The sequence below is a fragment of the Pseudomonas sp. SB113 genome (assembly GCF_040754745.1).
GTDB lineage: Bacteria > Pseudomonadota > Gammaproteobacteria > Pseudomonadales > Pseudomonadaceae > Aquipseudomonas > Aquipseudomonas grimontii.
This window is the reverse complement of record NZ_JBFMHW010000026.1, coordinates 1-24603: the sequence shown is the minus strand read 5'-3', so window position 1 is coordinate 24603 and position 24603 is coordinate 1. Positions and strand designations below refer to the sequence as shown.

The window sequence follows — 24603 nt, the reverse complement described above, 5'->3', positions numbered from 1 at the left end:
ATACCAGAGGTGCGAGTCAGCAGTTATGCTCCAGGCTCACGAACACAACAGGATGGCGCGTGACAGCACTGACCCCCCTGCACAAACTCTGGCTGACGGAAACCGTGCGCCTGCGTGAAGAACACGCCGGCCCCTTGGAAGACCAGGAAGCCAATCGCCTCGCCCGCACAGCGGGCGGCGACCTGCCGACGCGCATTCAACAGCGCGCCCTGCACCTCGCCGAACACGACGGCCTGACCGCCGCCCTCACGCGCTGGCTGCAAGGTGCACGCCTGGCGCTGGTGCTGCTGGCGGTGGTGGCCGTCATCAGCGGTGCGGGCCTGGCCTTTGCGGCGCTGGGCAACGGCTTGACCCCAGTGAATGTGTTCTGGGCCCTGGGCAGCCTGCTCGGCCTGAACCTGATCCTGCTGTTGAGCTGGGCGTTGGGGCTGTTGTTTGCCGGCGAACACAGCGCCAGCCTCGGGCGCTTGTGGTTGTGGTTGAGTGAAAAGCTTGCGCGCGATGCCAAGGCCGCCCAACTGGCCCCCGCGTTGCTGCTGTTGCTGCAACGGCAGAAACTCAATCGCAGGGCAGTGGGCGTGCTGGTCAACAGCCTGTGGTTGCTGGCGCTGCTCAGCGCGCTGGTGATTCTGCTGACGCTGCTCGCCACCCGCCGTTACGGCTTTGTGTGGGAAACCACCATCCTCGGCGCCGACACCTTTGTCGCCGTGACCCAGGCCCTCGGCACCCTGCCCGCCCTGCTGGGCTTCAATGTGCCGACCGTCGAGATGATCCGTGCCAGCGGCGACTCCGCCCTGAACATCGAAAGCGCCCGCCAGGCCTGGGCCGCCTGGTTGGTCGGGGTATTGCTGGTCTACGGCCTGCTGCCAAGATTGATCCTCGCCCTGCTGTGCCTGTGGCGCTGGAAACGCGGGCGCGCCGCCTTGCGCCTGGACCTCAACCTGCCCGGCTACAGCCCACTGCGCGAACGCCTGATGCCCAGCAGCGAGCGCCTTGGGGTCAACGACGCCGCGCCGGAACAGCTGCACCACGTCACCGGCGGCGTCAGTGAGCTGGAAAGCGACGGCGCCTTACTCGTCGCCATCGAGCTGGACGATCAGCACCCTTGGCCACCCAAGCTGCCGGCCAATGTGAAGCACGCTGGCATCCTCGACAGCCGCGAATCGCGTAACAAGCTTCTGGAGCAACTCAGCCGCTTCCCACCCGCGCGCCTGGCCATCGCCTGCGACCCGCGCCGTTCGCCCGACCGTGGCAGCCTGGCGCTGATCGCCGAACTCGCACGCAGCGCCGCCGCTACTCGTGTATGGCTGCTGCAAGCCCCGCCCGGCCAGGCGCTGGATGCCGAGCGCCTGGGCGACTGGCACAGCGCGCTGCAACAGTTGGAGCTGCCGTTCGCCGACTGCGCGCCGTTGAACTGGCTGGAGACCGGTCATGACTAAACCACTGAAACTCGCCGTGGTCGGCCACACCAACGTCGGCAAGACCTCGTTGCTGCGCACCCTCACCCGTGATGTCGGTTTCGGTGAAGTCTCCCATCGCCCCAGCACCACGCGGCATGTCGAAGGTGCGCGCTTGTCGGTCGACGGCGAAGCCTTGCTGGAGTTGTACGACACACCCGGCCTGGAAGATGCCATCGCCCTGCTCGATTACCTGGAACGCCTGGATCGCCCCGGCGAACGCCTGGACGGCCCGGCCCGCCTGGCGCGGTTCCTGGAGGGCAGCGAAGCCCGCCAGCGTTTCGAACAGGAAGCCAAGGTGCTGCGTCAACTGCTGGCCTCGGACGCCGGCCTGTATGTGATCGACGCTCGCGAGCCGGTGCTGGCCAAGTACCGTGATGAACTGCAAGTGCTGGCCAGTTGCGGCAAACCGTTGCTGCCGGTGCTCAACTTCGTCAGCAGCAGCGACCACCGCGAGCCGGACTGGCGTGAAGCCCTGGCGCGCCTCGGCCTGCATGCGCTGGTGCGTTTCGACAGCGTCGCACCGCCGGAAGACGGCGAACGTCGCTTGTATGAAAGCCTCGCCCTGCTGCTGGAAAACGCCCGGCCGCAGTTGCAGCGCTTGATCCTCGACCAGCAAGCCCAGCGCCAGGCCCGTCAACAGAGCGCCGCACGGTTGATTGCCGAATTGCTGATCGACTGCGCCGCGTGCCGACGCAGCGTGGTGACTGAAGATGAGCAACAAGCCATCAGCGATTTGCGCAAGGCGGTGCGTCAGCGCGAACAAAAATGCGTGGAGGCCTTGCTCAAGCTGTTCGGCTTCCGTCCACAGGACGCTGCCGCCAGCGACTTGCCGTTGCTCGACGGCCGCTGGGGTGATGACCTGTTCAACCCGGAAACCCTCAAGCAACTCGGCGTGCGCGTGGGCGGTGGTATTGCCGCGGGCGCGGCGGCCGGGGCCGGTGTAGACCTGCTGGTCGGCGGGCTGACCCTCGGCGCCGCCGCCCTGGCGGGCGCCATCGCCGGTGGCGCGTTGCAGACCGCACGCAGCTACGGCAGCCGCCTGCTGGGCAAGATCAAAGGCCAACGCGAGCTGACCGTGGACGACAGCGTGCTGCGCCTGCTCGCCCTGCGCCAGCGCCAGTTGCTCAAGGCCCTGAACCTGCGCGGCCATGCGGCGATGCACAGCATCAAGGTCGATACGCCCCAGGACAAGACCTGGCGCGAAGGCAAATTGCCGGACGCGTTGCAGAAGGCCCGCGCCCACCCGCAATGGTCGTCCCTCAACCCCCAGGCCAAACTGAGCCAGGCCGAGCGCCAGGAACAGGTCGAAGCCCTGGCCCAGCGCCTCGACGAGACTTAAGCCGCCAGCAGCTGCCGGGCCTTGGCCTTGAGCACCTCCAGGTCGAGCACCGACACGTGCATTGCCTTGGCCTGTTCGTCCCAGTGGCGCATGCGCAGGCTGACCTGAAACAACGGGTCCTGCTCAAACGCCCGGGCCTCCTCGGCCGTCATCACGCCGCCCTGGTAACCCAGGGTGCGGCGGCTGGCCTCGCTCAAGCGTGCGTAGTAGTCCGGCTGGCTGAACGTCAGGTAGCGCTTGGCTTCGACGTGGTACTCCACCAGCCTGGCCATGCGTTCACTGAAGCCTGCGCGACGCAAATAGTCGGCGCCCAACCGTTCATGGCTGAACACGCCATAACCGCCCATGTTCTCGCCATCCTGGCCACAGAGATGGCCGATATCGTGGAAGAACGCCGCCAGCACCACCTCATCATCGAAGCCTTCGGCCATGGCCAATTGCGCGGCCTGGGACATGTGCTCGATCTGCGACACCGGCTCGCCGATGTAATCCGCCGTGCCGTGCTGCTCGTACACACCAAAGACTTCGGCAATCGCACGTTCCGGGTTCATTAAGCGTCTCCCCACAGTGCGGTGATATTGCGCTCGGCCATCGCTGGCCCCACGCTCATGCCCACGCCGGTGTGCATCAGGGCGGCGCTCACGCCAGGTGCGGCCTGCACGAACGAAAACGGCGCCGGGCCCCTGGCACCGTAGACACCCTGCCAGCGCTCCACCACCTGGATCTTGCAACCCAAGGTCTGCTCGGCCAACTCGATCATCCAGTCATCCACTTGTTCGGCATTGAACGGCGAGGCGTCGCTGCCGTAGTCGTGGGAGTCGCCGATGATCAGTTCGCCATGGGGCGTCGGGCTGATCAGCAGGTGAATCCCGTGTGCATGCAAGTGCGGCGCATCGCGCAGGATCTGCGCCTGTACCGACGCGGCTTCAGGCAGGTCGGCAAAGGCGCCGTAATGCACGCAACTGAGGCCGGTGAGCAAGGCATGTTGCAGGTTGAGGTTGAGCGCAGGCCGGGCGCGCAGCATTTGCAGGCGGCAGATCTGCGGGTTGAGTTCGGCGATGCTCTCGGCCAACAGGGTTTGATAATCGTGGCCGGAACAGACGATGACTTGCTCGCCACGAAAGCTGCCCGCCGTGCTGTGCACCTGGCCCGGCTCCACGTCACGCACCAGGGTGGAGAAGTAAAATTCCACACCCAGTTGCTGGCTCAAGTAGTGGATCAGCGCCGGTATCGCCTCGCGCGAATACAGTTGCTGGTCGTCCTTGCCATGCAGCGCGGCACGGTGATGGCGGAACTGGCCGCCATACAGATCCTTCATAGCCGCGCCTTGCAGCAACTCAACGTTGTAGCCGTACTCTTGCGCACGACCGGCGCAGAAAGCTTCCAGCAGGTGTTCTTCCGCGTCGGTGCGGGCGAACAGGTACGAGCCATTGCGCTTCAATTGAAGGCCCGCCTCCTGTGCCCAATGCCCCCAGATTTCACGGCTTTGCCGTGCCAGGTCGAGCATCGGCCCCGGCGGCTGCCCGGTGACCAGGGCCTGGCCGAAGTTGCGCACCGAGGCGCCCAGGGGCGTGGCGCTGCGCTCGAACACCTTGACCTTGAGCCCACGCCTGGCGGCGGCGTAGGCGTGGGACAGGCCGAGGATGCCGGCGCCGATGATCAGTAGTTGTGTCATGAAGTGATGTCCTGTTTTCAAGACCGCCATCGGGGGCAAGCCCCCTCCCACAGGGGTACGCATTCCAAATGTGGGAGGGGGCTTGCTCCCGATGAGGCCAGTAGCCCTAACGAAAACCTTACTGCCCCGCCACCTTCTCCGACTTGCCGTCATAGCGCTTGCGCCACTCGGTCAAAATGCTGTCGCGATTCTTCGACGCCCAGGCAAAGTCGTTCTTGATCAAACGCTGCTCGTAGTCGGCCGGCAATTCAGTCTGCGGCTTGGCGATCCCCGGCTGGGCGAGCACGGCAAAGTTGTCCTTGTACAGGTCCATTGCCGCTGTACTGGCGGAGAAATCCGCGAGTTTTTTCGCCGCCTCCGCATGGGCGGTGCCCTTGATCACGGCGGTGGCTTCGATATCCCAACCCAGGCCTTCCTTCGGCAGGATGATGTCCAGCGGTGCGCCCTGGCGCTTCAGTTGCACGGCTGGGTACTCAAAGGAAATCCCGATCGGGAATTCACCGGACGCCGCCAGCTTGCAAGGCTTGGAGCCCGAATGTACGTATTGGCCGATGTTCTGGTGCAAGTCGTCCATGTACTGCCAGCCCTGCTTCTCGCCGAAGGTTTGCAGCCAGGCGCTCACATCCAGGAAGCCGGTGCCAGACGATGCCGGGTTGGGCATCACGATCTTGCCCTTGTACTCGGGCTTGGTCAGGTCTTGCCAGCTCACCGGCTTGGTCAGGCCCTGTTTCTCGGCTTCGACCGTGTTGAAGCAAATAGTCGCGGCCCACACATCCATGCCGACCCAGGCCGGTGGGTTAGCGGCGTCACGGTAATTCTTGCCGATCTTGTCCAGGTCCTTGGGGGCGTAATTGTCCAGCATGCCTTGCTGATCAAGGATCGCCAGGCTCGACGCGGCCAGGCCCCAGACCACGTCGGCTTGGGGGCGGTCTTTTTCGGCCAGCAGCTTGGCGGTAATGATGCCGGTGGAGTCGCGCACCCATTTGATCTCGACGTCCGGGTTGGTCTGCTCGAAGGCTTTTTTGTAGGTCTTCAACTGCTCGGCTTCAAGGGCCGTGTACACGGTCAACTCGGTCTTGGCGAAAGCATTCAGGCTGAATGCAGTGAGTACGGCAGCGACCAGCGCCAGGGGCTTGAACATGGAGCACCTCCTTCAGGGATGTTTTATTGGCCGGGCGCGGTCTGGCGCCAGGCTTGGGAGCGGCGCAAGGCGCCACGTGAAGCCCACGCCAGCAGCAGCGAAACGCTGCCTGAGGTGAACAGGATGAGGGTGGACATGGCCGCCGCGCCGCCCACATTGCCGGCATCGTCCATGTTCAACACGGCGACGGCGGCGAGGATGGTGTCAGGGCTGTAGAGGAAGATCGCGGCGGACACGGTGGTCATCGCCGACACAAACAGGTAGCGCACGATGTCCAGCAGCGCCGGCAGGCAGATCGGTACCGTGACGTTTAAGTAATGGCGATACAGCGGCGCCTTGAGCGACAGCGCCGCCGCTTCGAACTCGGCGTCCAACTGGCGCAGCGCGGTGGTGGCGGTCATCTGCGCGGTGGTCAAATAGTGAGCAATGGTGCACACCACCAGGAGGGTCATGGTGCCGTAGAACACATGCAGCGGGTTGCCACTCAGATTGAAAAAGAACACGTAGCCCAGGCCCAACACCAACCCCGGCACGGCCATCGGCACAAAGCTGAGCATGCGCAGTGCCAGGTTCAGGCCCTTCTGGCCCTTGGTCTTTTCCATCAGGTAGGCGCCGGTGAAGATCAATACGCTGCCGATCAACGCCGTGCACAACGCCAGGGTCAGGCTGTTGCGATAGGCCAGCCAACCGCCGCCGGCCGTGTCTTCGAACTGATAGTGGCTGAGCGACAGCGACAGGTTGTACGGCCAGAACTTCACCAACGAGGAGTACACCGCCATGCCGAACACCAGCAGTAACACGGCGCAGATCAGCAGCACGATGAGCAGGTAGCAGCCATCCCGTACACGCGACGGCACCGGCTGGAAGACTTGGGCACGGCCACTCATGCCGTCACCTTGGCGACGACGCAACCAGGCGTCGACGCCAAAGCTGAACAGCGCCGGCAGCAGCAACACCATGCCGATCAACGCACCGCGACCGAACTGTTGCTGGCCGACCACCGCCTTGTAGGCCTCCAGCGCCAGCACCTGGTAATCACCACCCACCACCACGGGCACGCCGAAGTCGGTAATGGTCAGGGTGAACACCAGGCAGAATGCGGCAAACACCGCCTGGCGCGTGGCCGGCCAGGTGATGCTGCGGAACGCCCGCGCAGGGCTGGCGCCCATGCTTGAGGCTGCGTCGAACAAGCGCGCATCGGCCAGGGACAGCGCCGACAGCAAAATCATCAGGGCATGTGGGAAGGTGTAGATCACTTCACCCAGCACAATGCCCCAGAAGCCGTAGATGTTGTCCGAGAGCAACCCGCGCAACATGCCCTGGTTACCGAACAGGTAGACCAGCGCAATCCCCGGCAGCATCGACGGTGCCATCAACGGCAGCAGCGACAGGCCGCGCCAGAGGGCCTTGCCGGGAATCAACGTGCGTTGCAGGGCGTAGGCAAACAGGTAGGCCAGCGGTACGACAATGGCCGCTACGCTGAGGGAGACTTTCAGGCTATTGCCCAGCAGCCAGTGGAAGTTGGCGCTGGTGACCAACTCACGTGCGGCGACCAGACCACCGCCCTGCCCGGCTTCACTGCTGAAGCCGCGCCAGAAGATCGCCAGCAGTGGCAGCAATACGGCGATGCCCAGCAGCAACAGCCAGAGCAGTTTGCCGCCGACCACGAAAATACGGTCGCCGGTTTCGGCGCGGGACACTTGGCGCGGCAGCGTCATGACAGCGGCCATCTCAGGCAAACACCTGCAGGCTGCGCGGCGGCAAGGCTACCCAGATGTCCTGGGCGCCCAGGCGCGGCATGGCTTCCGGGGCCAGTTCGGCAAGCAGCGGATGGCCGGGCAGTTGCTCCAGCTCGAAGCTCATGCGGCAGCGGTTGCCGAGGAAGGTAATCTCGCGGACCTTGGCCGGGAACAGGTTTTCTTCATGCACCGGCGGGTTGACGTTGATCGCTTCCGGGCGGCAGAACAGCCGGCCGGACTTGGCCACGCCGGCATCCTCGGCCAGGCGCATGTTCATCCCGCCGACCTGGGCATGGCTGGCACTGTTGCGGCTGAACGGCAGCCAATTGCCCTGGCCGACAAACTCCGCCACAAACGGCGTAGCCGGGCGGTCGTAGATTTCCTGGGGCGTGGCGTATTGCTCGACCTTGCCGTTGTTCATCACGGCGATGCGATCGGCCATCAACATCGCTTCGTCCTGGTTGTGGGTGACCATCAGGGTGGTGATACCGAGGCGCCGTTGCAGCTGGCGCAGCTCAGTGCACAGGTGTTCGCGAACGCGGGCGTCGAGGGCCGACATTGGCTCATCCAGCAACAGCAACGACGGGGCCGGTGCCAGTGCACGGGCCAGGGCGACGCGCTGCTGCTGACCGCCGGAGAGTTGACCGGGGTATTTCTTTTCACTGCCGAGTAGCCCCACCAGTTCAAGCATCTGTCCGACACGCTGGCGCACTTCATCGCGACCGCTGCCGGTGAGGCCGTAGCCGATGTTCGCTTCGACGGTGAGATTGGGAAACAGCGCGTAGGACTGGAACAGAATGCCGTAGTCCCGAGCTTGGGGCGGCAGCAGGGAAACATCCCGATCACCCAGGTAAAGTTCGCCGCTGTCCTGGCGCTCCAGGCCAGCGATGCAGCGCAGCAACGTGGTCTTGCCGCAGCCGGAAGGGCCCAGCAGGCACACCAGCTCGCCGGCTGCCACGTCCAGGGAGACATTGTCCAACGCCGTAAAGGCGCCGAAGCGTTTCTGGATACCGCGCACTTTCATCGGCGCGCCGGGTTGGGTCAGGACTGTGTTCATGGTGGCACCTCATCAAACTGATGAAGGCCATGCTAGGCAGGCAATGCGTCCCTCTTGTGGCAGAAAGGCAAAACGCGGCGATAGTGGTATTCGCAGATTTGGGTAGGCGATTTAGAGACGGGTTGTCTGGTCTACCGCAATCGGGGGCAAGCCCCCTCCCACATTTGACCGAGTTCCAACATGGAAATGCGGTCACCTGTGGGAGGGGGGCTTGCCCCCGATTGGTCCCCAAAGCCACTACAAGGCTTTAAATCGGCGACATTTCCTGCGCCAACCCTAGAAACGCCGCCGGCAGACGAGCGCCTTTTCGTTCCTTGAGGCAGTACAGGTACTCCGGAATCTGCGGCGCATTCTCGATGGTCAGCACCCGCAACTGCGGATCGTGGGGCACTTCCTGGCGGGCGATGATGCTGATGCCGATATTGCGCAGCACCGCTTCGCGGATCGATTCACGGCTGCCGATTTCCAGCAGTGGCCCATAACTCACGCCGGCACCTTGCAGCATCTCTTCCGTAAGCCGCCGCGTGGTGGAGCCCGCTTCACGCATCAACAGCGTATGCCCCGCCAACGCACCCAGCGGCACATGGTCGAGCTTGGCCAGCGGGTGATTGCGGTGCACCGCCAACACCAGTGGATCGGTGCCCAGCACGCGGCGGATCAGGCGCGGGTCTTCAAGCAACTGCGAGGATGCCGCGACATCGACGCGGTAATCGTCCAGCGCTTCGAGTACCTGCTGGGAGTTGCCGATTTCCACCGACACCTCCACCTGCGGCAGGCGTTCGCGAAAGGCTTTGACCAGATCGAGGATGTAGTACGGCGCTGTCGCGGCAATCCTCAGCGCGCCCTGAACCTGGCCGCTGTTGCGCAGGAAAAACTCGATGTCCGCTTCCTGCTGCAGCAGCGTCTTGACCATCGGCAGCAGGCGCGCACCCTCGTCGCTGACGGTGAGGCGGCGCCCGCCACGGTAGAACAGCTCAACGCCGTACTGGCTTTCCAGGTTGCGAATCTGGGTGGTGACCGTGGGCTGGCTCAGGCCGAGTTTTTTCGCCGCCTGGGTGATGCTGCCCAGGCGGGCAACCATAAAAAACGCCTTCAGCTCGGCACTCAGCACACCACCCTCTCATCCTCTATTTGCGCAACAGGCGCAGGCCATTGAACACCACCAGCAGGGCCACGCCCATGTCGGCGAACACCGCCATCCACATGGTGGCCAGGCCCAGGAAGGTGACCACCAGGAAGATTGCCTTGATCACCAGCGCCAGGGCGATGTTCTGCTTGAGGATACTCGACGTTTGCCGCGACAAACGAATGAATGCCGGAATCTTGCGCAAATCATCGTCCATCAAGGCCACGTCGGCGGTCTCGATGGCGGTGTCGGTACCTGCTGCGGCCATGGCGAAGCCAATCTCGGCGCGGGCCAGGGCCGGGGCGTCGTTGATGCCGTCGCCGACCATACCCACCCGGTGGCCTTGGCCGTAGAGGGCTTCGATGGCTTGCAGCTTGTCGGTGGGCAACAGGTCGCCCTGGGCCTGGTCGATGCCGACCTGGGCGGCAATCGCCTGGGCGGTGTGGGTGTTGTCGCCAGTGAGCATCAGGGTCTTGATGCCCAGCTCATGCAACTGCTGGATGGCTTCGCGGCTGCTGTCCTTGACCGTGTCGGCCACCGCGAACAGTGCCAGCGGGCCGGACTTGTCGAGCAGCAGCACCACGGACTTGCCTTGTTTCTCCAGGGCGAACAGCTTTTCCTCCAGCTCCGGCGAGCATAAGCCCAGGTCTTCCACGAGGCGGTGATTGCCCAAGTGGTAGGTCTGGCCATTGATATCGCCGCGCACGCCGCGACCGGCCAGGGCTTCGAAGTTATCCACAACGTGCACAGGCAGGTTTTTATCCACAGCAGCAAAGGCAATTGCCAGGGACACGGGGTGGTCGGAACGCCCGGCCAAACTGGCAGCCAGGGCCGGGGCGCTGTCTTCGACATTGGGGAACAGCGCCAGGTAGTCGGTTTGCACCGGCTTGCCGTGGGTGATGGTGCCGGTCTTGTCGAGGGCCAGGTAGTCAAGCTTGTAACCGCCCTCCAGGTACACACCGCCCTTGATCAGGATGCCTTTGCGCGCCGCAGCCGCGAGGCCGCTGACGATGGTCACCGGGGTGGAGATCACCAACGCACAAGGGCAAGCCACCACCAGCAGCACCAGGGCGCGGTAGATCCAGTCGAACCAGGCGCCGGCCATGAACAGCGGCGGGATCACGGCCACGCCCAGGGCGAACAGGAACACGGCCGGGGTGTAGATTTTCGAGAAGCTGTCGACAAAACGCTGGGTCGGTGCCCGTGCGCCTTGGGCCTGTTCCACCGCATGGATGATGCGTGCCAGGGTGGAGTTGTTGGCGGCCGCCGTGACCTTGTACTCCAGGGAGCCGGCCTGGTTGATGGTGCCGGCGAAGACTTTATCGCCCACGCTCTTTTCAATCGGCAGGCTTTCACCGGTGATCGGCGCCTGGTCGATGGTGGATTGGCCGGCGGTGACTTCACCGTCCAGGCCAATGCGCTCGCCGGGCTTTACCCGCACGATTGCTCCAAGTTCAATGCTTTTAACTTCCTGTTCAATCCAGTTGCCATCGGCCTGCCGCACCGTGGCCTGTTCCGGTGTCATCTGCATCAAGCCACTAATGGCATTGCGTGCACGGTCCAGGGACTTGGCTTCGATCAGTTCGGCCACGGTAAACAGGAACATCACCATCGCCGCTTCCGGCCACTGGCCAATCAGGATGGCGCCGGTCACCGCGATGCTCATCAACGCGTTGATGTTCAGGTTGAGGTTTTTCAGGGCAATCCAGCCCTTTTTATAGGTGGTGAGGCCGCCGCTGAAGATCGACACCAGCGCCACGATGGCGATGACCCAGGTCGGCGCAGCGTTGGTGAAGTGCAGTATTTCAGCGCCCAACGCGCCGACACCGGACAACGCCAGCGGCCACCAATGCTTCTTGGCGGGCGGCTCGGCAGCCGGGGTGCCCTCCACGATCGGATCGGCCTGCATGCCCAGGGATTTGATCGCATCGATGATCGGCGCGGTGCTCGGCAGGTCATGGGTGACGCCGAGGATGCGATTGATCAGGTTGAACTCCAGCTGCTGCACACCAGCGAGCTTGCCCAGTTTGTTCTGGATCAGCGTCTGCTCGGTGGGGCAGTCCATGGCTTCGATGCGGAAGGTGCTCAGGCGTGAGCCGGCAGTCGACGCCTCGCTCAGTTGCACCAACGCAGACGCGAGCGCGCCGGAACAGCAGGAACCGCCATGACCGTGGTCATGCACTGGCGTGAGTTTCTTCGCGCCATGATCATGGTCGTGGTCATGTTTGTGCGGGGTATGGAGGGAGTCGCTCATTCTGTCGCGTCCGTAAAGGTGCCTGTTGCCAAGTAAAGACCCTGTAGCCACTATAGGGTCAAGCACCCATTTGGAGATTGCTGCGATGAAGATCGGCGAACTGGCCAAACTGACCGACTGCCCGGTGGAAACCATCCGTTATTACGAGAAAGAAGGCCTGCTGCCACCCCCGGCACGCACCGACGCCAACTACCGCGTGTACACCCAGGCGCACACCGAGCGGCTGATCTTTATCCGCAACTGCCGCAGCCTCGACATGACCCTGGAAGAGATCCGCAGTTTGCTCGGGTTACGGGACAGCCCTCAGGACCAGTGTGAAAACGTGAATGCCTTGATCGACGAGCATATCCACCATGTGAAAGCGCGGATTGACGGGCTGTTGGCGTTGCAGGAGCAATTGCTGGACCTGCGTCAACGCTGCGGCGGCGGGGATCAGTGTGGGATTTTGCAGCAGTTGGAGGTCAGCGGAGGTGTTGCCGCCAACGAGGCCGAGCCCTCACATGTGGGCAGAAGCCACGGCCATTAATTCAAGCAAACGCGGTTCAAATGTGGGAGGAGGCTTGCCCCCGATGCGGAGTTTCAGCCACCAAATACTTAGCTGATCCACCGCTATCGGGGGCAAGCCCCCTCCCACACAAGCCGACACCTTAAGACCAAGACAGTCTTCAGATAGCCACGTCGGCCTTGATGCTTGGATCAGCGTCATAGCCCACGATTTCAAAATCTTCGAACTTGTAATCGTAGATCGACGCCGGCTTACGCTTGATCACCAGTTCCGGCAGCTTCTTCGGCGTGCGCGCCAGCTGGGTCTGGATCTGTTCCATGTGGTTGCTGTAGGCGTGGGTGTCGCCGGTGGTGACGATGATCTCGTGGGGGATCAGGTCGCATTGCTGGGCCAGCATGTGGGTCAGCAGCGCCAGGGCGGCGGTGTTGTACGGCAGGCCAAGGAACACGTCGGAACTGCGAATGTACAACTGCATCGACAGATGGCCGTCATGCACGAACGCCTGGTACAGCAGGTGGCACGGTGGCAGGGCTTGTTTGCCGTTGCGCGCGTTTTCCTGCGGGCTCTTGGTTTCGTCCGGCAGGTACTCGACGTTCCAGCCGTGGAACAGGATGCGGCGGCTGTTGGGGTTGGTCTTGAGCGTGTGCACCATGTAGTCGATCTGGTTGATCGTGCCGCCGTCCTTGGTCGGCCAGGCGGTCCACTGTTCGCCGTACACCGGCCCCAGGTCACCTTCTTCGGTGGCCCATTCGTCCCAGATTTTTACGCCGTTTTCGTTCAGCCACTTGATGTTGGTGTTGCCGCTCAACATCCAGATCAGCTCATTGGCGATGCTTTTGAAGTGAAGCTTCTTGGTGGTCAGCAGCGGGAAGCCGTCGGCCAAGTTATGCCGATACTGACGGGCGAACACGGCCTTGGTGCCGGTGCCGGTGCGATCGCCCTTGGTCAATCCATTGGTCACGACGTCGTTCAGTAGTTCGAGATATTGCTTCATGTCATTACCTGTATCGTTGAAGCCGAGACCTCGCAGGCCCCGGCATTCGAATTTAAAGCGCGGTGTTCTTCAGCGGTTGCGGACGGTTGTACGCCCACCACAGCAGGCCCAGGCCGACGAGGATCATCGGGATACTGAGCACCTGGCCCATGGTCAGCCAGCCCCAGGCCAGATAGCCCAGCTGTGCATCCGGCACGCGCACGAATTCGACGATGAAACGGAAGATCCCGTAGAACAGCGCGAACATGCCGGAAACGGCCATGGTCGGGCGCGGTTTGCGCGAGAAGAGGTACAGGATAAGGAACAGTGCCACGCCTTCCAACGCGAACTGGTACAGCTGCGACGGATGGCGCGGCAGTTGCGCCGGGTCGCTGAACGGCGGGAACACCATGGCCCACGGCACGTCGGTCGGCTTGCCCCACAACTCGGCATTGATGAAGTTACCGATACGCCCGGCACCCAGGCCGATCGGCACCAGTGGCGCAACGAAGTCCATCAACTGGAAGAACGATTTGCCATTACGACGGCCGAACCACCAGGCCGCGATCATCACGCCGATAAAGCCACCGTGGAAGGCCATGCCGCCTTTCCACACTTCGAAGATCAGCGTCGGGTTGGCGATGTAGGCAGAGAGATCGTAAAACAGCACATACCCCAGTCGTCCGCCGACAATAACGCCCATCGACAACCAGAACACCATGTCGGAGAGCTTCTCCTTGGTCCAGGTCGGGTCGAAACGGTTCAGGCGCCGGGAGGCCAGCAGCCATGCACCGCCGATGCCGATCAGGTACATCAACCCGTACCAGTGGATTTTCAGCGGACCGATGGCCAGGGCCACCGGGTCGATCTGCGGGTAAGGCAGCATTGCGACTCCTCGTTAAATCATTCGTTATGGCGACCGGACCATGCCCGGGCGCGATTAAGCCTGCGTTACAGCAAAAAATTCAAACCGACGCAAAACAGCAGACCGGCGAACAACCGCTTCAACAGACGCGGCGACAACCGGTGCGCCAGGCGCGCGCCGAAACGGGCAAACACCATGCTGGTCAGGGCAATGCCCAGCAGCGCCGGCAAATACACGAACCCTAGACTATGAGCGGGCAACAGCGGGTCATGCCAGCCCAGAATCATGAAACTTAATGCACTGGCCAGGGCAATCGGCAAGCCACAGGCCGATGAGGTGGCCACCGCCTGCTGCATCGGTACGCTGCGCCAGGTCAAAAACGGCACGGTCAGCGAGCCGCCGCCGATGCCGAAAATCGCCGAAGCCCAGCCAATCACCGTACCGGCCAGGGTCAGGCCAAGCTTGCCGGGCACCGTGCGGCTGGCCTTGGGCTTGACCTCAAGGGCCAATTGCACGGCGATGATCAGCGCGAATACGCCGATGATCTTCTGCAAGTTGGGGCCGGAAATAGCCTCGGCGGTCAGCGCACCAAAACCGGCGCCGATCAGGATGCCCACGGTCATCCATACAAAGATCGGCCAACGCACCGCGCCACGTCGGTGGTGCTCACGCACGGCATTGACCGAGGTAAAGATGATCGTCGCCAGGGACGTGCCCACGGCCAGGTGAGTCAGCACCTGCGGGTCGAATCCCTGCAAGGTGAAGCTGAACACGAGCACCGGCACGATGATGATCCCGCCGCCCACGCCAAACAGCCCGGCGAGCACACCCGCGCACGCGCCCAGCAGCAAATACAGCAGAAATTCCATGGGAGCCCCCAAACCAAGTCCGGCATGTTAACGGATGGAAGGCATGCGACCCAACTGGATACGATGGAACGCTGCTGCCGGTGTGGGTAGAGTGGCTAAAAACACAAAAGGAAATCGCCTGATGTGCCTGATTGTTTTTGCCTGGCGGCCGGGCCACGCCCAACCGCTGATCGTCGCGGCCAACCGTGATGAATTCTACGCCCGCCCCAGCCTGCCGCTGGCCCAATGGCCGGATACGCCCGAGGTCTACGCCGGCCGCGACCAGGAAGCGGGCGGCACCTGGCTGGGGGTCAATGCCGATGGGCGTTTTGCGGCCCTGACCAACATCCGCGACCCGCACCAGCCACCCGCACGCAAGTCCCGTGGGGAACTCGTGGCGCGGTTTCTCAGTGGTTCGCTACCGATTGACGAGTATCTTGCCGACGTTAACGGCCGATCGATTGAATATGCCGGGTTTAACCTGCTGGTGGGGACGCGGGAAGCGTTGTGGCACTACAACGCCAATGACACCGAGCCGACGCAACTGAAGGCCGGCGTTTATGGGTTATCCAATGCAGGGCTGGACACGCCGTGGCCGAAGTTGCTTAAGGCCAAGGCGGCGTTGAGCGAGGTGCTGGCAGACCCGCAGCCGGAAGCGTTACTGGAGATTTTGAGCGACCCGCAGACGGCGTCGTTTGCTGACTTGCCCGATACCGGCGTGGGGTTGGCGACGGAGAGTCTGCTGTCGAGTGTGTTTATCGCCAGTCCCAGTTATGGGACGCGGGCGAGCACGGCGTTGATTGTGAATGCCGATGGCACGCGGCGGATGGTGGAGCGAAGCTTCGGACCGCATGGGGGGCGGCTCGGAGAGGTAGAACTCAAGTTCTGACGCTGATACACCGCCCCCCCGTAGCAGCTGTCGAGCGCAAGCGAGGCTGCGTCGGCCGCAACTCGGTCCTGAATCGGCAGCGCGCCCGACGCAGCCTCGCTTGCGCTCGACAGCTGCTACGGGGCGGGGGCTGCGTATCGCCATTAAAGGGTTTTGGCGGAAGCCGGGTTGATCATCCGTGTCAGCCCAAGGTTCTTCAGCGCCAATTGCAGCGAGCTGTGGATAACTTGCGGGTTGTCGATGGTCATCAACTCGGCCAGCAGATCCTTGGCCATGCTCAGTTCAACCTGGCGCAGCATCCACTTCACCTTCGGCAAGTTGGTGGCGTTCATCGACAGGCTGTCAAAGCCCATCGCCATCAACAGCACCGCCGCCGCCGGGTCGCCGGCCATTTCACCGCAGATGCTCACCGGCTTGCCTTCGGCATGGGCGTCGCGCACCACGTGTTGCAAGGCTTGCAGCACCGCCGGATGCAGGTAGTCGTAGAGGTCGGCCACCCGTGGGTTGTTGCGGTCCACGGCCAGCAGGTATTGGGTCAAGTCGTTGGAGCCCACCGACAGGAAGTCCACCTGCCGCGCCAGTTCCTTGGCCTGGTACACCGCCGCCGGGATTTCGATCATCACGCCAATCGGCGGCATCGGCACGTCGGCGCCTTCGTCGCGCACCTCGCCCCAGGCGCGGTGGATCAGGTGCAATGCTTCTTCCAGTTCATGGGTGCCGGAAATCATCGGCAGCAGGATGCGCAGGTTGTTCAGGCCTTCGCTGGCCTTGAGCATGGCGCGGGTCTGCACCAGGAAGATTTCAGGGTGGTCGAGGGTGACGCGAATACCGCGCCAGCCGAGGAAGGGGTTGTCTTCCTTGATCGGGAAATACGACAGTGACTTGTCGCCGCCGATGTCCAGGCTGCGCATGGTCACCGGCAACGGGTGGAAGGCGGACAGTTGCTCGCGATAAATCGCCAGCTGCTCCTTCTCGCTCGGGAAACGCTGGTTGATCATGAACGGCACTTCGGTGCGGTACAGCCCCACCCCTTCGGCTCCGCGCTGTTGCGCGCGGGCCACATCGGCCAGCAGGCCGGTGTTGACCAGCAGCGGTACGCGGTGGCCGTCGAGGGTCACGCACGGCAATTCGCGTAACGAATCGAGCCCGAGCGCCAGTTGCTTCTCTTCTTCCACCACCTCGGCGTATTGCTTGCGCATGACCTCGCTGGGGTTGGTAAACACCTCGCCACGATGCCCATCGACGATCATGTCGATGCCATCGACCTTGGAATACGGCAGGTCCACCAGGCCCATCACCGTCGGAATACCCATGGCGCGGGCCAGGATCGCGACGTGGGAGTTACCCGAACCCAGTACGGAGACCAGGCCCACCAGTTTGCCTTCGGGCACTTCGCCGAGCATGGTGGCGGTCAGTTCTTCACTGATCAGGATGGTGTTGTCGGGGTAGACCAGGTTGGTGGTGCGGTCTTCCTGCAGGTAGGCCAGCAGACGGCGGCCGAGGTCGCGCACATCCGAGGCCCGCTCACGCAGGTAGGCGTCATCCATCAATTCGAAACGGTTGACGTGATCGGTGACCACCTGGCGCAGCGCGCCCTGGGCCCACTGGCCGGTCTTGATCACGGTCTTGACTTCGTTCCCGAGGGACGCGTCGTCGAGCATCATCTGGTACACGTCAAACAGCGCGCGCTCTTCGGGGCGCAGCTGGGTGGCCAGCTTGGTCGACAGGTTGCGCATGTCGGCGCGCACGCCTTCCAGGGCCGTCTTGAACAGTTTGATTTCAGCGTCGATGTCGTCGACGTTCTTGTCCGGCACCACATCGAGGTCGGCCGGCGGCAACATGACCACGGCAGTACCGACCGCCGCACCCGGCGAACCCGGCACGCCGACGAACTTGGCCTCCTGGATACCCTTGCCCTGGCCGCCCAGGCCGCGAATCGAGCCGGTGGCTTCGGCGTGGGCAATAACCCCGGCGAGCTGCGCGCTCATGGTCACGAGGAAGGCTTCTTCACCCTCGTCGAACTGGCGACGCTCTTTTTGCTGGATGACCAACACGCCGACGACGCGGCGGTGGTGAATGATCGGTGCGCCGAGGAACGAGGCGTAACGCTCTTCACCGGTTTCGGCAAAGTAGCGATAACGCGGGTGATCGGCCGCGTTTTCTAGATTGAGGGGTTCTTCACGCGTCCCCACCAAGCCCACCAGACCTTCGTTGGGCGCCATGCTGACCTTGCCGATGGAGCGCTTGTTCAAGCCCTCGGTGGCCATCAGCACAAAACGGTTGGTCTCTGGGTCCAGCAGGTAAACCGAGCAGACCTGGCTGCCCATGGCTTCCTTGACGCGCAACACAATAATCCCCAACGCCGCCTTGAGATCCTTGGCGGAGTTAACTTCCTGGACGATCTTGCGCAGCGTATTGAGCATGGCTCGGGGTCGAACTCCGTCGTCAGTCGCGCGATAAAAGGCGCGGGGCAAGCTCTTTGAGAGCGCGACGATAAACCTCGCGCTTGAATGTCACCACCTGGCCCAACGGGTACCAATAACTGACCCAACGCCAGCCATCGAACTCCGGTTTACCGGTCAAATCCATCCGCACCCGCTGCTCGTTGGAGATCAGGCGCAGGAGAAACCATTTCTGCTTCTGGCCGATGCACAGCGGTTGGCTGTGGGTACGCACCAGGCGTTGCGGCAAACGATAGCGCAACCAGCCCCGGGTACAGGCCAGAATCTGTACATCTTCGCGCTCAAGGCCGACTTCTTCGTTCAACTCACGGTACAAGGCGTCTTCAGGGGTTTCGTCGGGGTTGATTCCGCCTTGAGGAAACTGCCAGGCATCTTGGTTGATTCGGCGAGCCCATAGCACCTGGCCGGCATCATTCGTAAGAATAATCCCGACATTAGGACGGAAACCATCGGGGTCGATCACGGCAACAACCTCGCAAACGCATGTCGCCGCATTGTTCCACAAAGGTTGTTCCAGCGGCAACGAGGCTTCTTACCTTATGTGCACTCTTGTGAAAAGACCGTATTCTGGACGCCTTTTTACAGACTTTTCAGCGAGTAACTGCAATGCGCCTGGCTTTATTCGACTTGGACAACACCCTTCTTGGCGGTGACAGCGACCACGCCTGGGGCGATTACCTCTGCGAACGGGGGATTCTCGACGCGGTAGCCTACAAGGCCCGCAACGACGAGTTCTACCAGGACTACCTGGCCGGCAAGCTGGACAACGCCGCGTACCTGAACTTTTGCCTGGAAATCCTCGGCCGCACCGAGATGGCCCAACTGGACGAGTGGCACAACGACTATATGCGCGACTGCATCGAGCCGATCATGCTGCCCCTTGCCGTCGAACTGCTGGCCAAGCACCGCGCCGCTGGCGACAAGCTGGTGATCATCACCGCCACCAACCGTTTCGTCACCGCGCCAATTGCCGCACGCCTGGGCGTGGAAACCCTGATCGCCACCGAATGCGAGATGGAAAACGGCCGCTACACCGGACGCAGCACCGATGTGCCGTGCTTTCGCGAGGGCAAGGTGACGCGCCTGAATCGTTGGCTGGAAGAAACCGGACATAGCCTGGAAGACAGCTATTTCTACAGCGATTCAATGAACGACCTGCCGTTGTTGGAGCAGGTGACGCATGCGGTGGCGGTGGACCCGGACCCGAATCTGCGCGCCGAAGCCGAGAAGCGTGGTTGGCCGGTGATTACGCTGCGTAGCTGATGGCCCTATCGGGGGCACGGTCCAAAGCGTTAAACCGGCTTGGCGCCCATCAACCCTGCAATCGCCACAAACCCCACCAGGCTCACCACCGCCAGCACCAAAGTGAAATTCAGGCTGCCGCCCTCACCTTTGCGCAGGCGGTTAAGCCGTGCCACCAACCAGAACCAGGCCAACGCCGCCACGGTATAGAGGATGCTGGAACCCAGGATCCAGGTCTGCCCCAATGGCCAGCCGACCAAGTGCACCAACCACCAGCCGGTAAACGGCATGCTGACCATACAAACGCCCATCAGCAACCACACGAACGCCCACGGGCGCTGCACAGTCACGGCCGGGCCGGCGCTGCGCTTGCGCCAGGCCAACAGCGCCAGGCCGAGGCCGCAGAGCAGCAGCAACACCGTGGCGGCTATGTGGATAACTTTGAGGGTGGTCAGGGTTTCCATGTGTCGTCTTCCTTAAAGTCCGCCCCAATCAGCGTAGTCGCTCAACCGAGAAACAATTTGTAGGCCGGGTTATCGCTTTCATCCCAATACGGGTAGCCAATGGCCTCCAGGGCTGCCGGGACCAGGTGACGCTCGCTCGCCGGCACTTGCAGGCCGGCGACCACACGGCCGTCAGCGGCGCCGTGGTTGCGATAGTGGAACATCGAGATGTTCCAGCGCCCGCCCAATTTATTGAGAAAGTTGAACAAGGCCCCCGGACGCTCAGGGAATTCGAAGCGAAACACCACTTCATCACTGACCTTGGCCGCATGCCCACCGACCATATGGCGGATGTGCAACTTGGCCAGCTCGTTCTCGGTCAGGTCCAGCACCGGAAAACCCTGGCTGGTGAGGCTGGCGATCAGCGCACTGCGCGGGTCGTTTTCCGGGTGGGTCTGCACCCCGACAAAGATGTGCGCTTCGCTGCCGGAGTGGTAGCGGTAGTTGAATTCGGTGATCTGGCGCTTGCCCACGGCCTCGCAGAAAGCCTTGAAGCTGCCCGGTTTCTCGGGGATGGTCACGGCGATGATGGCTTCACGACCTTCACCCAGTTCGGCGCGCTCGGCCACATGGCGCAGGCGGTCGAAGTTGACGTTGGCGCCGGAGTCGATGGCCACCAGGGTTTGCCCGGTGATACCACGGGTCTCCACGTATTTCTTGATCCCTGCCACACCCAGCGCACCGGCCGGCTCGGTGATGGAGCGGGTATCGTCGTAGATGTCCTTGATCGCTGCACAGATTTCATCGGTGCTGACGGTGATTACCTCATCCACATAGTGTTTGCAGATGTCGAAGGTGTGCTGGCCGATCTGCGCCACCGCCACGCCGTCGGCAAAGATACCCACGGTGGGCAGCACCACACGCTCGCCGGCGGCCATGGCGGCTTGCAGGCAGTTGGAGTCGTCCGGCTCGACGCCGATGATCTTGATCTCCGGGCGCAGGTATTTCACGTAGGCCGCAATGCCGGCGATCAGCCCGCCGCCGCCCACCGGTACGAAAATCGCGTCCAGAGGCCCCGGGTGCTGGCGCAGGATCTCCATTGCCACGGTGCCCTGCCCGGCAATGGTGTGCGGATCATCGTAGGGGTGAATGTAGACGTAGCCTTTTTCGTCGACCAGTTTCAGCGAGTAGGCCAGGGCTTCCGGGAAGGAGTCGCCGTGCAGCACCACTTTGCCGCCACGGGAGCGCACGCCTTCGACCTTGATCTCCGGGGTGGTCTTGGGCATCACGATCGTGGCCTTGACCCCCAGCACCTTGGCCGCCAGGGCCAGGCCCTGGGCATGGTTGCCCGCCGAGGCCGTGACGACGCCGCGTGCACGCTCTTCAGCCGTCAACTGAGTCAGCTTGTTGTACGCGCCGCGAATCTTGAACGAGAACACCGGCTGCAAGTCTTCACGCTTGAGCCAGACCTTGTTGCCCAGCCGCTCGGAAAGCTGGCGGGCGGTCTGCAGCGGGGTTTCTACGGCAACGTCATAGACGCGCGAGGTGAGGATCTTTTTGACGTACTGTTCAAGCATCGGCGGAAATCACTGGGCGGGTTGGGCAGGGCCAAGGAGTCTAACCCAGCGTTTGGCCGGGCGACCACACGAATCCAGAGGTTTTGTTAGGTTATACTCGCGCCCCTCTTTACTCCCCGCCCGTTCCGGAGCCCGCATGACCCAGGATCAACTCAAACAGGCAGTGGCCCAGGCCGCCGTCGATTTAATCCTTCCTAAACTCGACGACAAGAGCATCGTCGGTGTCGGCACCGGCTCCACCGCCAACTGCTTTATCGACGCGCTGGCCCAGCACAAGGGCGCGTTCGACGGCGCCGTGGCCAGTTCCGAAGCCACCGCCGCGCGCCTCAAGGGCCATGGCATTCCGGTGTACGAGCTCAATACCGTGAGCGACCTGGAGTTCTACGTCGACGGCGCCGATGAGAGCGACGAACACCTGAACCTGATCAAGGGCGGCGGTGCAGCCCTGACCCGCGAGAAAATCGTCGCGGCGGTGGCCAAGACCTTTATCTGCATCGCCGACGCCAGCAAGCTGGTGCCGGTCCTCGGCGCGTTCCCGCTGCCGGTGGAAGTCATCCCGATGGCCCGCAGCCACGTGGCCCGCGAGCTGGTGAAGCTGGGCGGCGACCCGGTGTACCGCGAAGGCGTGTTGACCGACAACGGCAACATCATCCTCGACGTGTTCAACATGCAGATCACCAACCCGGTGGAGCTTGAGACGCAGATCAACGCCATCGTCGGCGTGGTCACCAACGGCCTGTTCGCTGCGCGTCCGGCGGATCTGCTGCTGCTGGGCACTTCCGAAGGCGTGAAAACCCTCAAGGCCTAAGAACACCACATTAGTTCGGCAGTGTTTTCAGGGGCTGGGTTTCTTGAACACATAAAACAGGTTCGGCTCGCTGACCAGGTACAACGTGCCCTCGTCATCCATGGCGATCCCTTCGGCCTGGGGTACGCGCTTTTTCAGGCCGTGGCGCCCATTGAGCAGAGACAGACTGCTCAATGGGCGACCGTCGATATCCAGTTCCAACACCAGAAACGACTCATCCGACAGCGCCAGCAGATGGCCGCTGCGCTCGTCGTATTGCAGGCTTGAAAGGTCGCGCACAAACAGCCCGGCATCGCGCTTGGGGTTGTTGATGACGTGCACCGAGTAGGTTTTTTCCGGTTTGAAATGGGGAAAGCCATGAACCTCGTAGATCAGCATCGGGTCGCGCTCCTTGGCCACGAACAGGCGCTTGCCGACTGAGTCATAGGCCAATCCTTCAAAACCCTTGTTACCCCCGACATGCAGGCCCAGGGTCATCTGCTCCGCATCGGCAGCGTCGAGGAATTGGGTAGCGTCGTCCACATGCACCTTGATCAGCCGCTGCTGGCGTTCGTCGGTGATGACGTAGATGTTGTCGCTGATAAATTCCACCGCCTCGGCATCACCAAACCCCACCAACGGGATGCGCCGCAGGATCTTGCCCTCAAGGGACAACTCGATCAGCTCGGCGTTTTTATTGGTGACGGTAAACAGGCTTTTGCGCACAGGGTCGTACGTGAGGGCCGAGACATCGTCGTCAAGCCCTTCGATAACCTGGGCCTCCAAGACCACTCGGTAATCCGCCAGGCCAATGGAGCGCTCGTCCGCCGGCTGGCGCCAGGCCTGCCAGTTGAACCAGGCGCGCTCGAACAGGCGAAAGTGCTGCGCAACGGCCCCGGCGCTGACCAGGGCGACCAGCACAAGCATAAAGAGAATGGGTTTGGGACGGGCAAATCGACGCATCGGGCGGGGCTCAAAGTCAAAAGTGGCGAATAAATATCACGCCCGTCTGAATTTAAACTTAAACGCACCCTGGTGTCTGGCGAATGCCGCTAACAGAGAGATATCCGACGTAATCCGTCCGTTACTTCTGCTTTTCGAACCGATAGAACAGGTTCGGCTCACTGACGATATAGAGCGTGCCGTTCTCATCCATGGTCACGCCTTCTGCACGGGGGATGGTGTTCTTGAGGCCATTGAAGCCACCGAGCAGGGTCATGAAACTGACTTGTTCGCCCTTCTCGTCCAACTCCAGCAGCAAGTGGGAGTCGGCCGATAACACCAGCAGATGACCGGTGCGCGGGTCGATGGCCAGGGCCGAGAGGTTACGCATGTCCAGCGCTTTGCTGGCCAGTTTTTGTTTATCGCCGACCAGGGTCTGGCTGCCGTCGCTTTTCCAGGTGAACAACGCCGGTGGGCGCTCTTCACCGAGTACAAATTGCTGATTGCGCTTGTCCCAGGTAAACCCTTCGAACGCTTTGTTCTGGTCCTTGGAGGGGCCCAGGTCATAGCTCGGAAAGTCGGCCTTGTTCAATTGCTGGGTGGTGGCATCGACCTTGAGGATGGTCAGGCTGTGTTCGCGTTCATCCACCACGGCTATCAGGCCGTTTTCCATCACCGTCACGCCTTCAGGGTTGCTCCAACCGTTGAGCGGCATCTTGCGCAGCACATCGCCTTGCAGGTTCAGCTCGACCAGGAACGGGTTTTTACCCATGACGGAAAACAGGGTTTTGGTCTGTGGGCTGTAGGAGACGTCCGACGCTTCATCCTTCTCCATGCCCGGCAGCAGCTTGCCATCGATCACGGCATGGTAGTCCGGCAACCACACACTCTCCTGACGCTCAGCCGGGGTTTCGAAGCGCTCCAGCATCCACAGCAGGCCGCGATCGTCCCAGTGCATGGCCCAGGAAATACCGTAGACGATGGCGCCCGCCAGAAACAGCCAGGAATACCAGCGCAGGGCAAAACGAGAACGCGGCTTGGGTGTGGCGGAGGGCAGGGACACGGCCATTGGGGGCTTTTTCCGGAAAGTCAGCGGTAGGTGATAGCACAGGATCAACGGGCCCGCGCGCTGGAGGCTGGGAATTATCCGGATGGTGTGTGAAAAAAATGCAAAAGCCGATGCACGAGATGGACTCGGAGCAATGTGGGAGGGGCGGTGCGACGATTCGACTTGCTCCCGATAGCAGTGTGTCAGTCAACATCCACTTAACTGATACAG

The 24603-nt window shown here is 62.3% G+C and carries 22 protein-coding genes; 6 read left to right on the top strand and 16 right to left on the bottom strand.

The window, feature by feature from the left end:
* Positions 1-59: 59 nt before the first annotated feature.
* Both AB1462_RS26085 and AB1462_RS26080 read left to right on the top strand, forming a co-directional pair.
* Complete coding sequence (locus AB1462_RS26085) at positions 60-1439, top strand: DUF2868 domain-containing protein (RefSeq protein ID WP_367248306.1); 1380 nt, start codon at positions 60-62, stop codon at positions 1437-1439.
* Positions 1432-2799: a DUF3482 domain-containing protein gene (locus AB1462_RS26080; protein ID WP_315335326.1), complete on the top strand. Its 1368-nt coding sequence runs from the start codon at positions 1432-1434 to the stop codon at positions 2797-2799. The genes AB1462_RS26085 and AB1462_RS26080 overlap by 8 nt, the downstream gene beginning before the upstream one ends.
* Here the strand turns inward: AB1462_RS26080 and AB1462_RS26075 are convergent.
* The 7 genes from AB1462_RS26075 to AB1462_RS26045 form a co-directional block, all read right to left on the bottom strand.
* Positions 2796-3350: a phosphonate degradation HD-domain oxygenase gene (locus AB1462_RS26075; protein ID WP_367248304.1), complete on the bottom strand. Its 555-nt coding sequence runs from the start codon at positions 3348-3350 to the stop codon at positions 2796-2798. The two genes, AB1462_RS26080 and AB1462_RS26075, sit on opposite strands and share 4 nt — an antisense overlap.
* Complete coding sequence (locus AB1462_RS26070) at positions 3350-4474, bottom strand: TIGR03364 family FAD-dependent oxidoreductase (protein WP_367248302.1); 1125 nt, start codon at positions 4472-4474, stop codon at positions 3350-3352. Before AB1462_RS26070 ends, AB1462_RS26075 begins: the two co-directional genes overlap by 1 nt.
* Positions 4475-4592: 118 nt before the next feature.
* Complete coding sequence (locus AB1462_RS26065) at positions 4593-5615, bottom strand: putative 2-aminoethylphosphonate ABC transporter substrate-binding protein (RefSeq protein WP_367248300.1); 1023 nt, start codon at positions 5613-5615, stop codon at positions 4593-4595.
* Between the two features lie 23 nt (positions 5616-5638).
* Entirely contained in the window at positions 5639-7345 is a 1707-nt protein-coding gene (locus AB1462_RS26060; protein WP_367248298.1) for a putative 2-aminoethylphosphonate ABC transporter permease subunit, read from the bottom strand.
* Between the two features lies 1 nt (position 7346).
* Positions 7347-8411, bottom strand: a complete 1065-nt coding sequence (locus tag AB1462_RS26055; protein WP_090401613.1) for a putative 2-aminoethylphosphonate ABC transporter ATP-binding protein — start codon at positions 8409-8411, stop codon at positions 7347-7349.
* 247 nt (positions 8412-8658) lie between these two features.
* Positions 8659-9522, bottom strand: coding sequence for a LysR family transcriptional regulator (locus tag AB1462_RS26050; RefSeq protein WP_090401612.1), 864 nt, complete (start codon positions 9520-9522; stop codon positions 8659-8661).
* A gap of 16 nt (positions 9523-9538) precedes the next feature.
* Positions 9539-11791 (bottom strand): heavy metal translocating P-type ATPase, encoded by a 2253-nt coding sequence (locus tag AB1462_RS26045; RefSeq protein WP_367248296.1) that lies wholly within the window; start codon positions 11789-11791, stop codon positions 9539-9541.
* Positions 11792-11876: 85 nt separating this feature from the next.
* Here AB1462_RS26045 and cadR point away from each other — a divergent pair, with 85 nt between their 5' ends.
* The gene (gene cadR, locus AB1462_RS26040; RefSeq protein ID WP_090401610.1) at positions 11877-12317 is read left to right on the top strand and encodes a Cd(II)/Pb(II)-responsive transcriptional regulator; all 441 of its coding nucleotides are present in this window, start codon (positions 11877-11879) and stop codon (positions 12315-12317) included.
* Positions 12318-12456: 139 nt separating this feature from the next.
* Here the strand turns inward: cadR and AB1462_RS26035 are convergent, their stop codons facing one another.
* From AB1462_RS26035 to AB1462_RS26025, 3 genes are all read right to left on the bottom strand, one after another.
* Positions 12457-13290: a thymidylate synthase gene (locus AB1462_RS26035; RefSeq protein ID WP_090401609.1), complete on the bottom strand. Its 834-nt coding sequence runs from the start codon at positions 13288-13290 to the stop codon at positions 12457-12459.
* 52 nt (positions 13291-13342) lie between these two features.
* On the bottom strand, positions 13343-14155 hold the full coding sequence (lgt, locus tag AB1462_RS26030) for a prolipoprotein diacylglyceryl transferase (protein WP_090401608.1): 813 nt from the start codon (positions 14153-14155) through the stop codon (positions 13343-13345).
* 65 nt (positions 14156-14220) lie between these two features.
* Entirely contained in the window at positions 14221-15003 is a 783-nt protein-coding gene (locus AB1462_RS26025; RefSeq protein WP_259191744.1) for a sulfite exporter TauE/SafE family protein, read from the bottom strand.
* A 121-nt stretch (positions 15004-15124) separates the two neighbouring features.
* Between AB1462_RS26025 and AB1462_RS26020 the strand changes: the two genes are divergently transcribed.
* A complete protein-coding gene (locus tag AB1462_RS26020) occupies positions 15125-15871 on the top strand; it encodes an NRDE family protein (protein WP_090401606.1) in 747 nt (248 codons plus the stop codon).
* 143 nt (positions 15872-16014) lie between these two features.
* On the opposite strand, the gene ptsP is transcribed toward AB1462_RS26020, so the two are convergent.
* On the bottom strand, positions 16015-18294 hold the full coding sequence (gene ptsP / locus AB1462_RS26015; RefSeq protein ID WP_090401605.1) for a phosphoenolpyruvate--protein phosphotransferase: 2280 nt from the start codon (positions 18292-18294) through the stop codon (positions 16015-16017).
* 22 nt (positions 18295-18316) lie between these two features.
* A complete protein-coding gene (locus tag AB1462_RS26010; RefSeq protein ID WP_053128161.1) occupies positions 18317-18796 on the bottom strand; it encodes an RNA pyrophosphohydrolase in 480 nt (159 codons plus the stop codon).
* 143 nt (positions 18797-18939) lie between these two features.
* On the opposite strand from AB1462_RS26010, the gene AB1462_RS26005 reads away from it, so the two are divergent.
* Positions 18940-19596, top strand: coding sequence for an HAD family phosphatase (locus tag AB1462_RS26005; protein ID WP_259191739.1), 657 nt, complete (start codon positions 18940-18942; stop codon positions 19594-19596).
* 29 nt (positions 19597-19625) lie between these two features.
* Here AB1462_RS26005 and AB1462_RS26000 read toward each other — a convergent pair whose 3' ends face one another.
* Entirely contained in the window at positions 19626-20039 is a 414-nt protein-coding gene (locus AB1462_RS26000) for a DUF2269 family protein (protein WP_090401603.1), read from the bottom strand.
* A gap of 41 nt (positions 20040-20080) precedes the next feature.
* Entirely contained in the window at positions 20081-21595 is a 1515-nt protein-coding gene (gene ilvA / locus AB1462_RS25995; protein ID WP_090401602.1) for a threonine ammonia-lyase, biosynthetic, read from the bottom strand.
* A gap of 136 nt (positions 21596-21731) precedes the next feature.
* Between ilvA and rpiA the strand changes: the two genes are divergently transcribed.
* Positions 21732-22403, top strand: coding sequence for a ribose-5-phosphate isomerase RpiA (rpiA, locus tag AB1462_RS25990; RefSeq protein WP_367248291.1), 672 nt, complete (start codon positions 21732-21734; stop codon positions 22401-22403).
* A gap of 27 nt (positions 22404-22430) precedes the next feature.
* Here the strand turns inward: rpiA and AB1462_RS25985 are convergent, their stop codons facing one another.
* Complete coding sequence (locus AB1462_RS25985; protein WP_259191737.1) at positions 22431-23345, bottom strand: SdiA-regulated domain-containing protein; 915 nt, start codon at positions 23343-23345, stop codon at positions 22431-22433.
* 121 nt (positions 23346-23466) lie between these two features.
* A complete protein-coding gene (locus tag AB1462_RS25980; RefSeq protein ID WP_090401600.1) occupies positions 23467-24393 on the bottom strand; it encodes an SdiA-regulated domain-containing protein in 927 nt (308 codons plus the stop codon).
* Positions 24394-24603 lie beyond the last annotated feature (210 nt).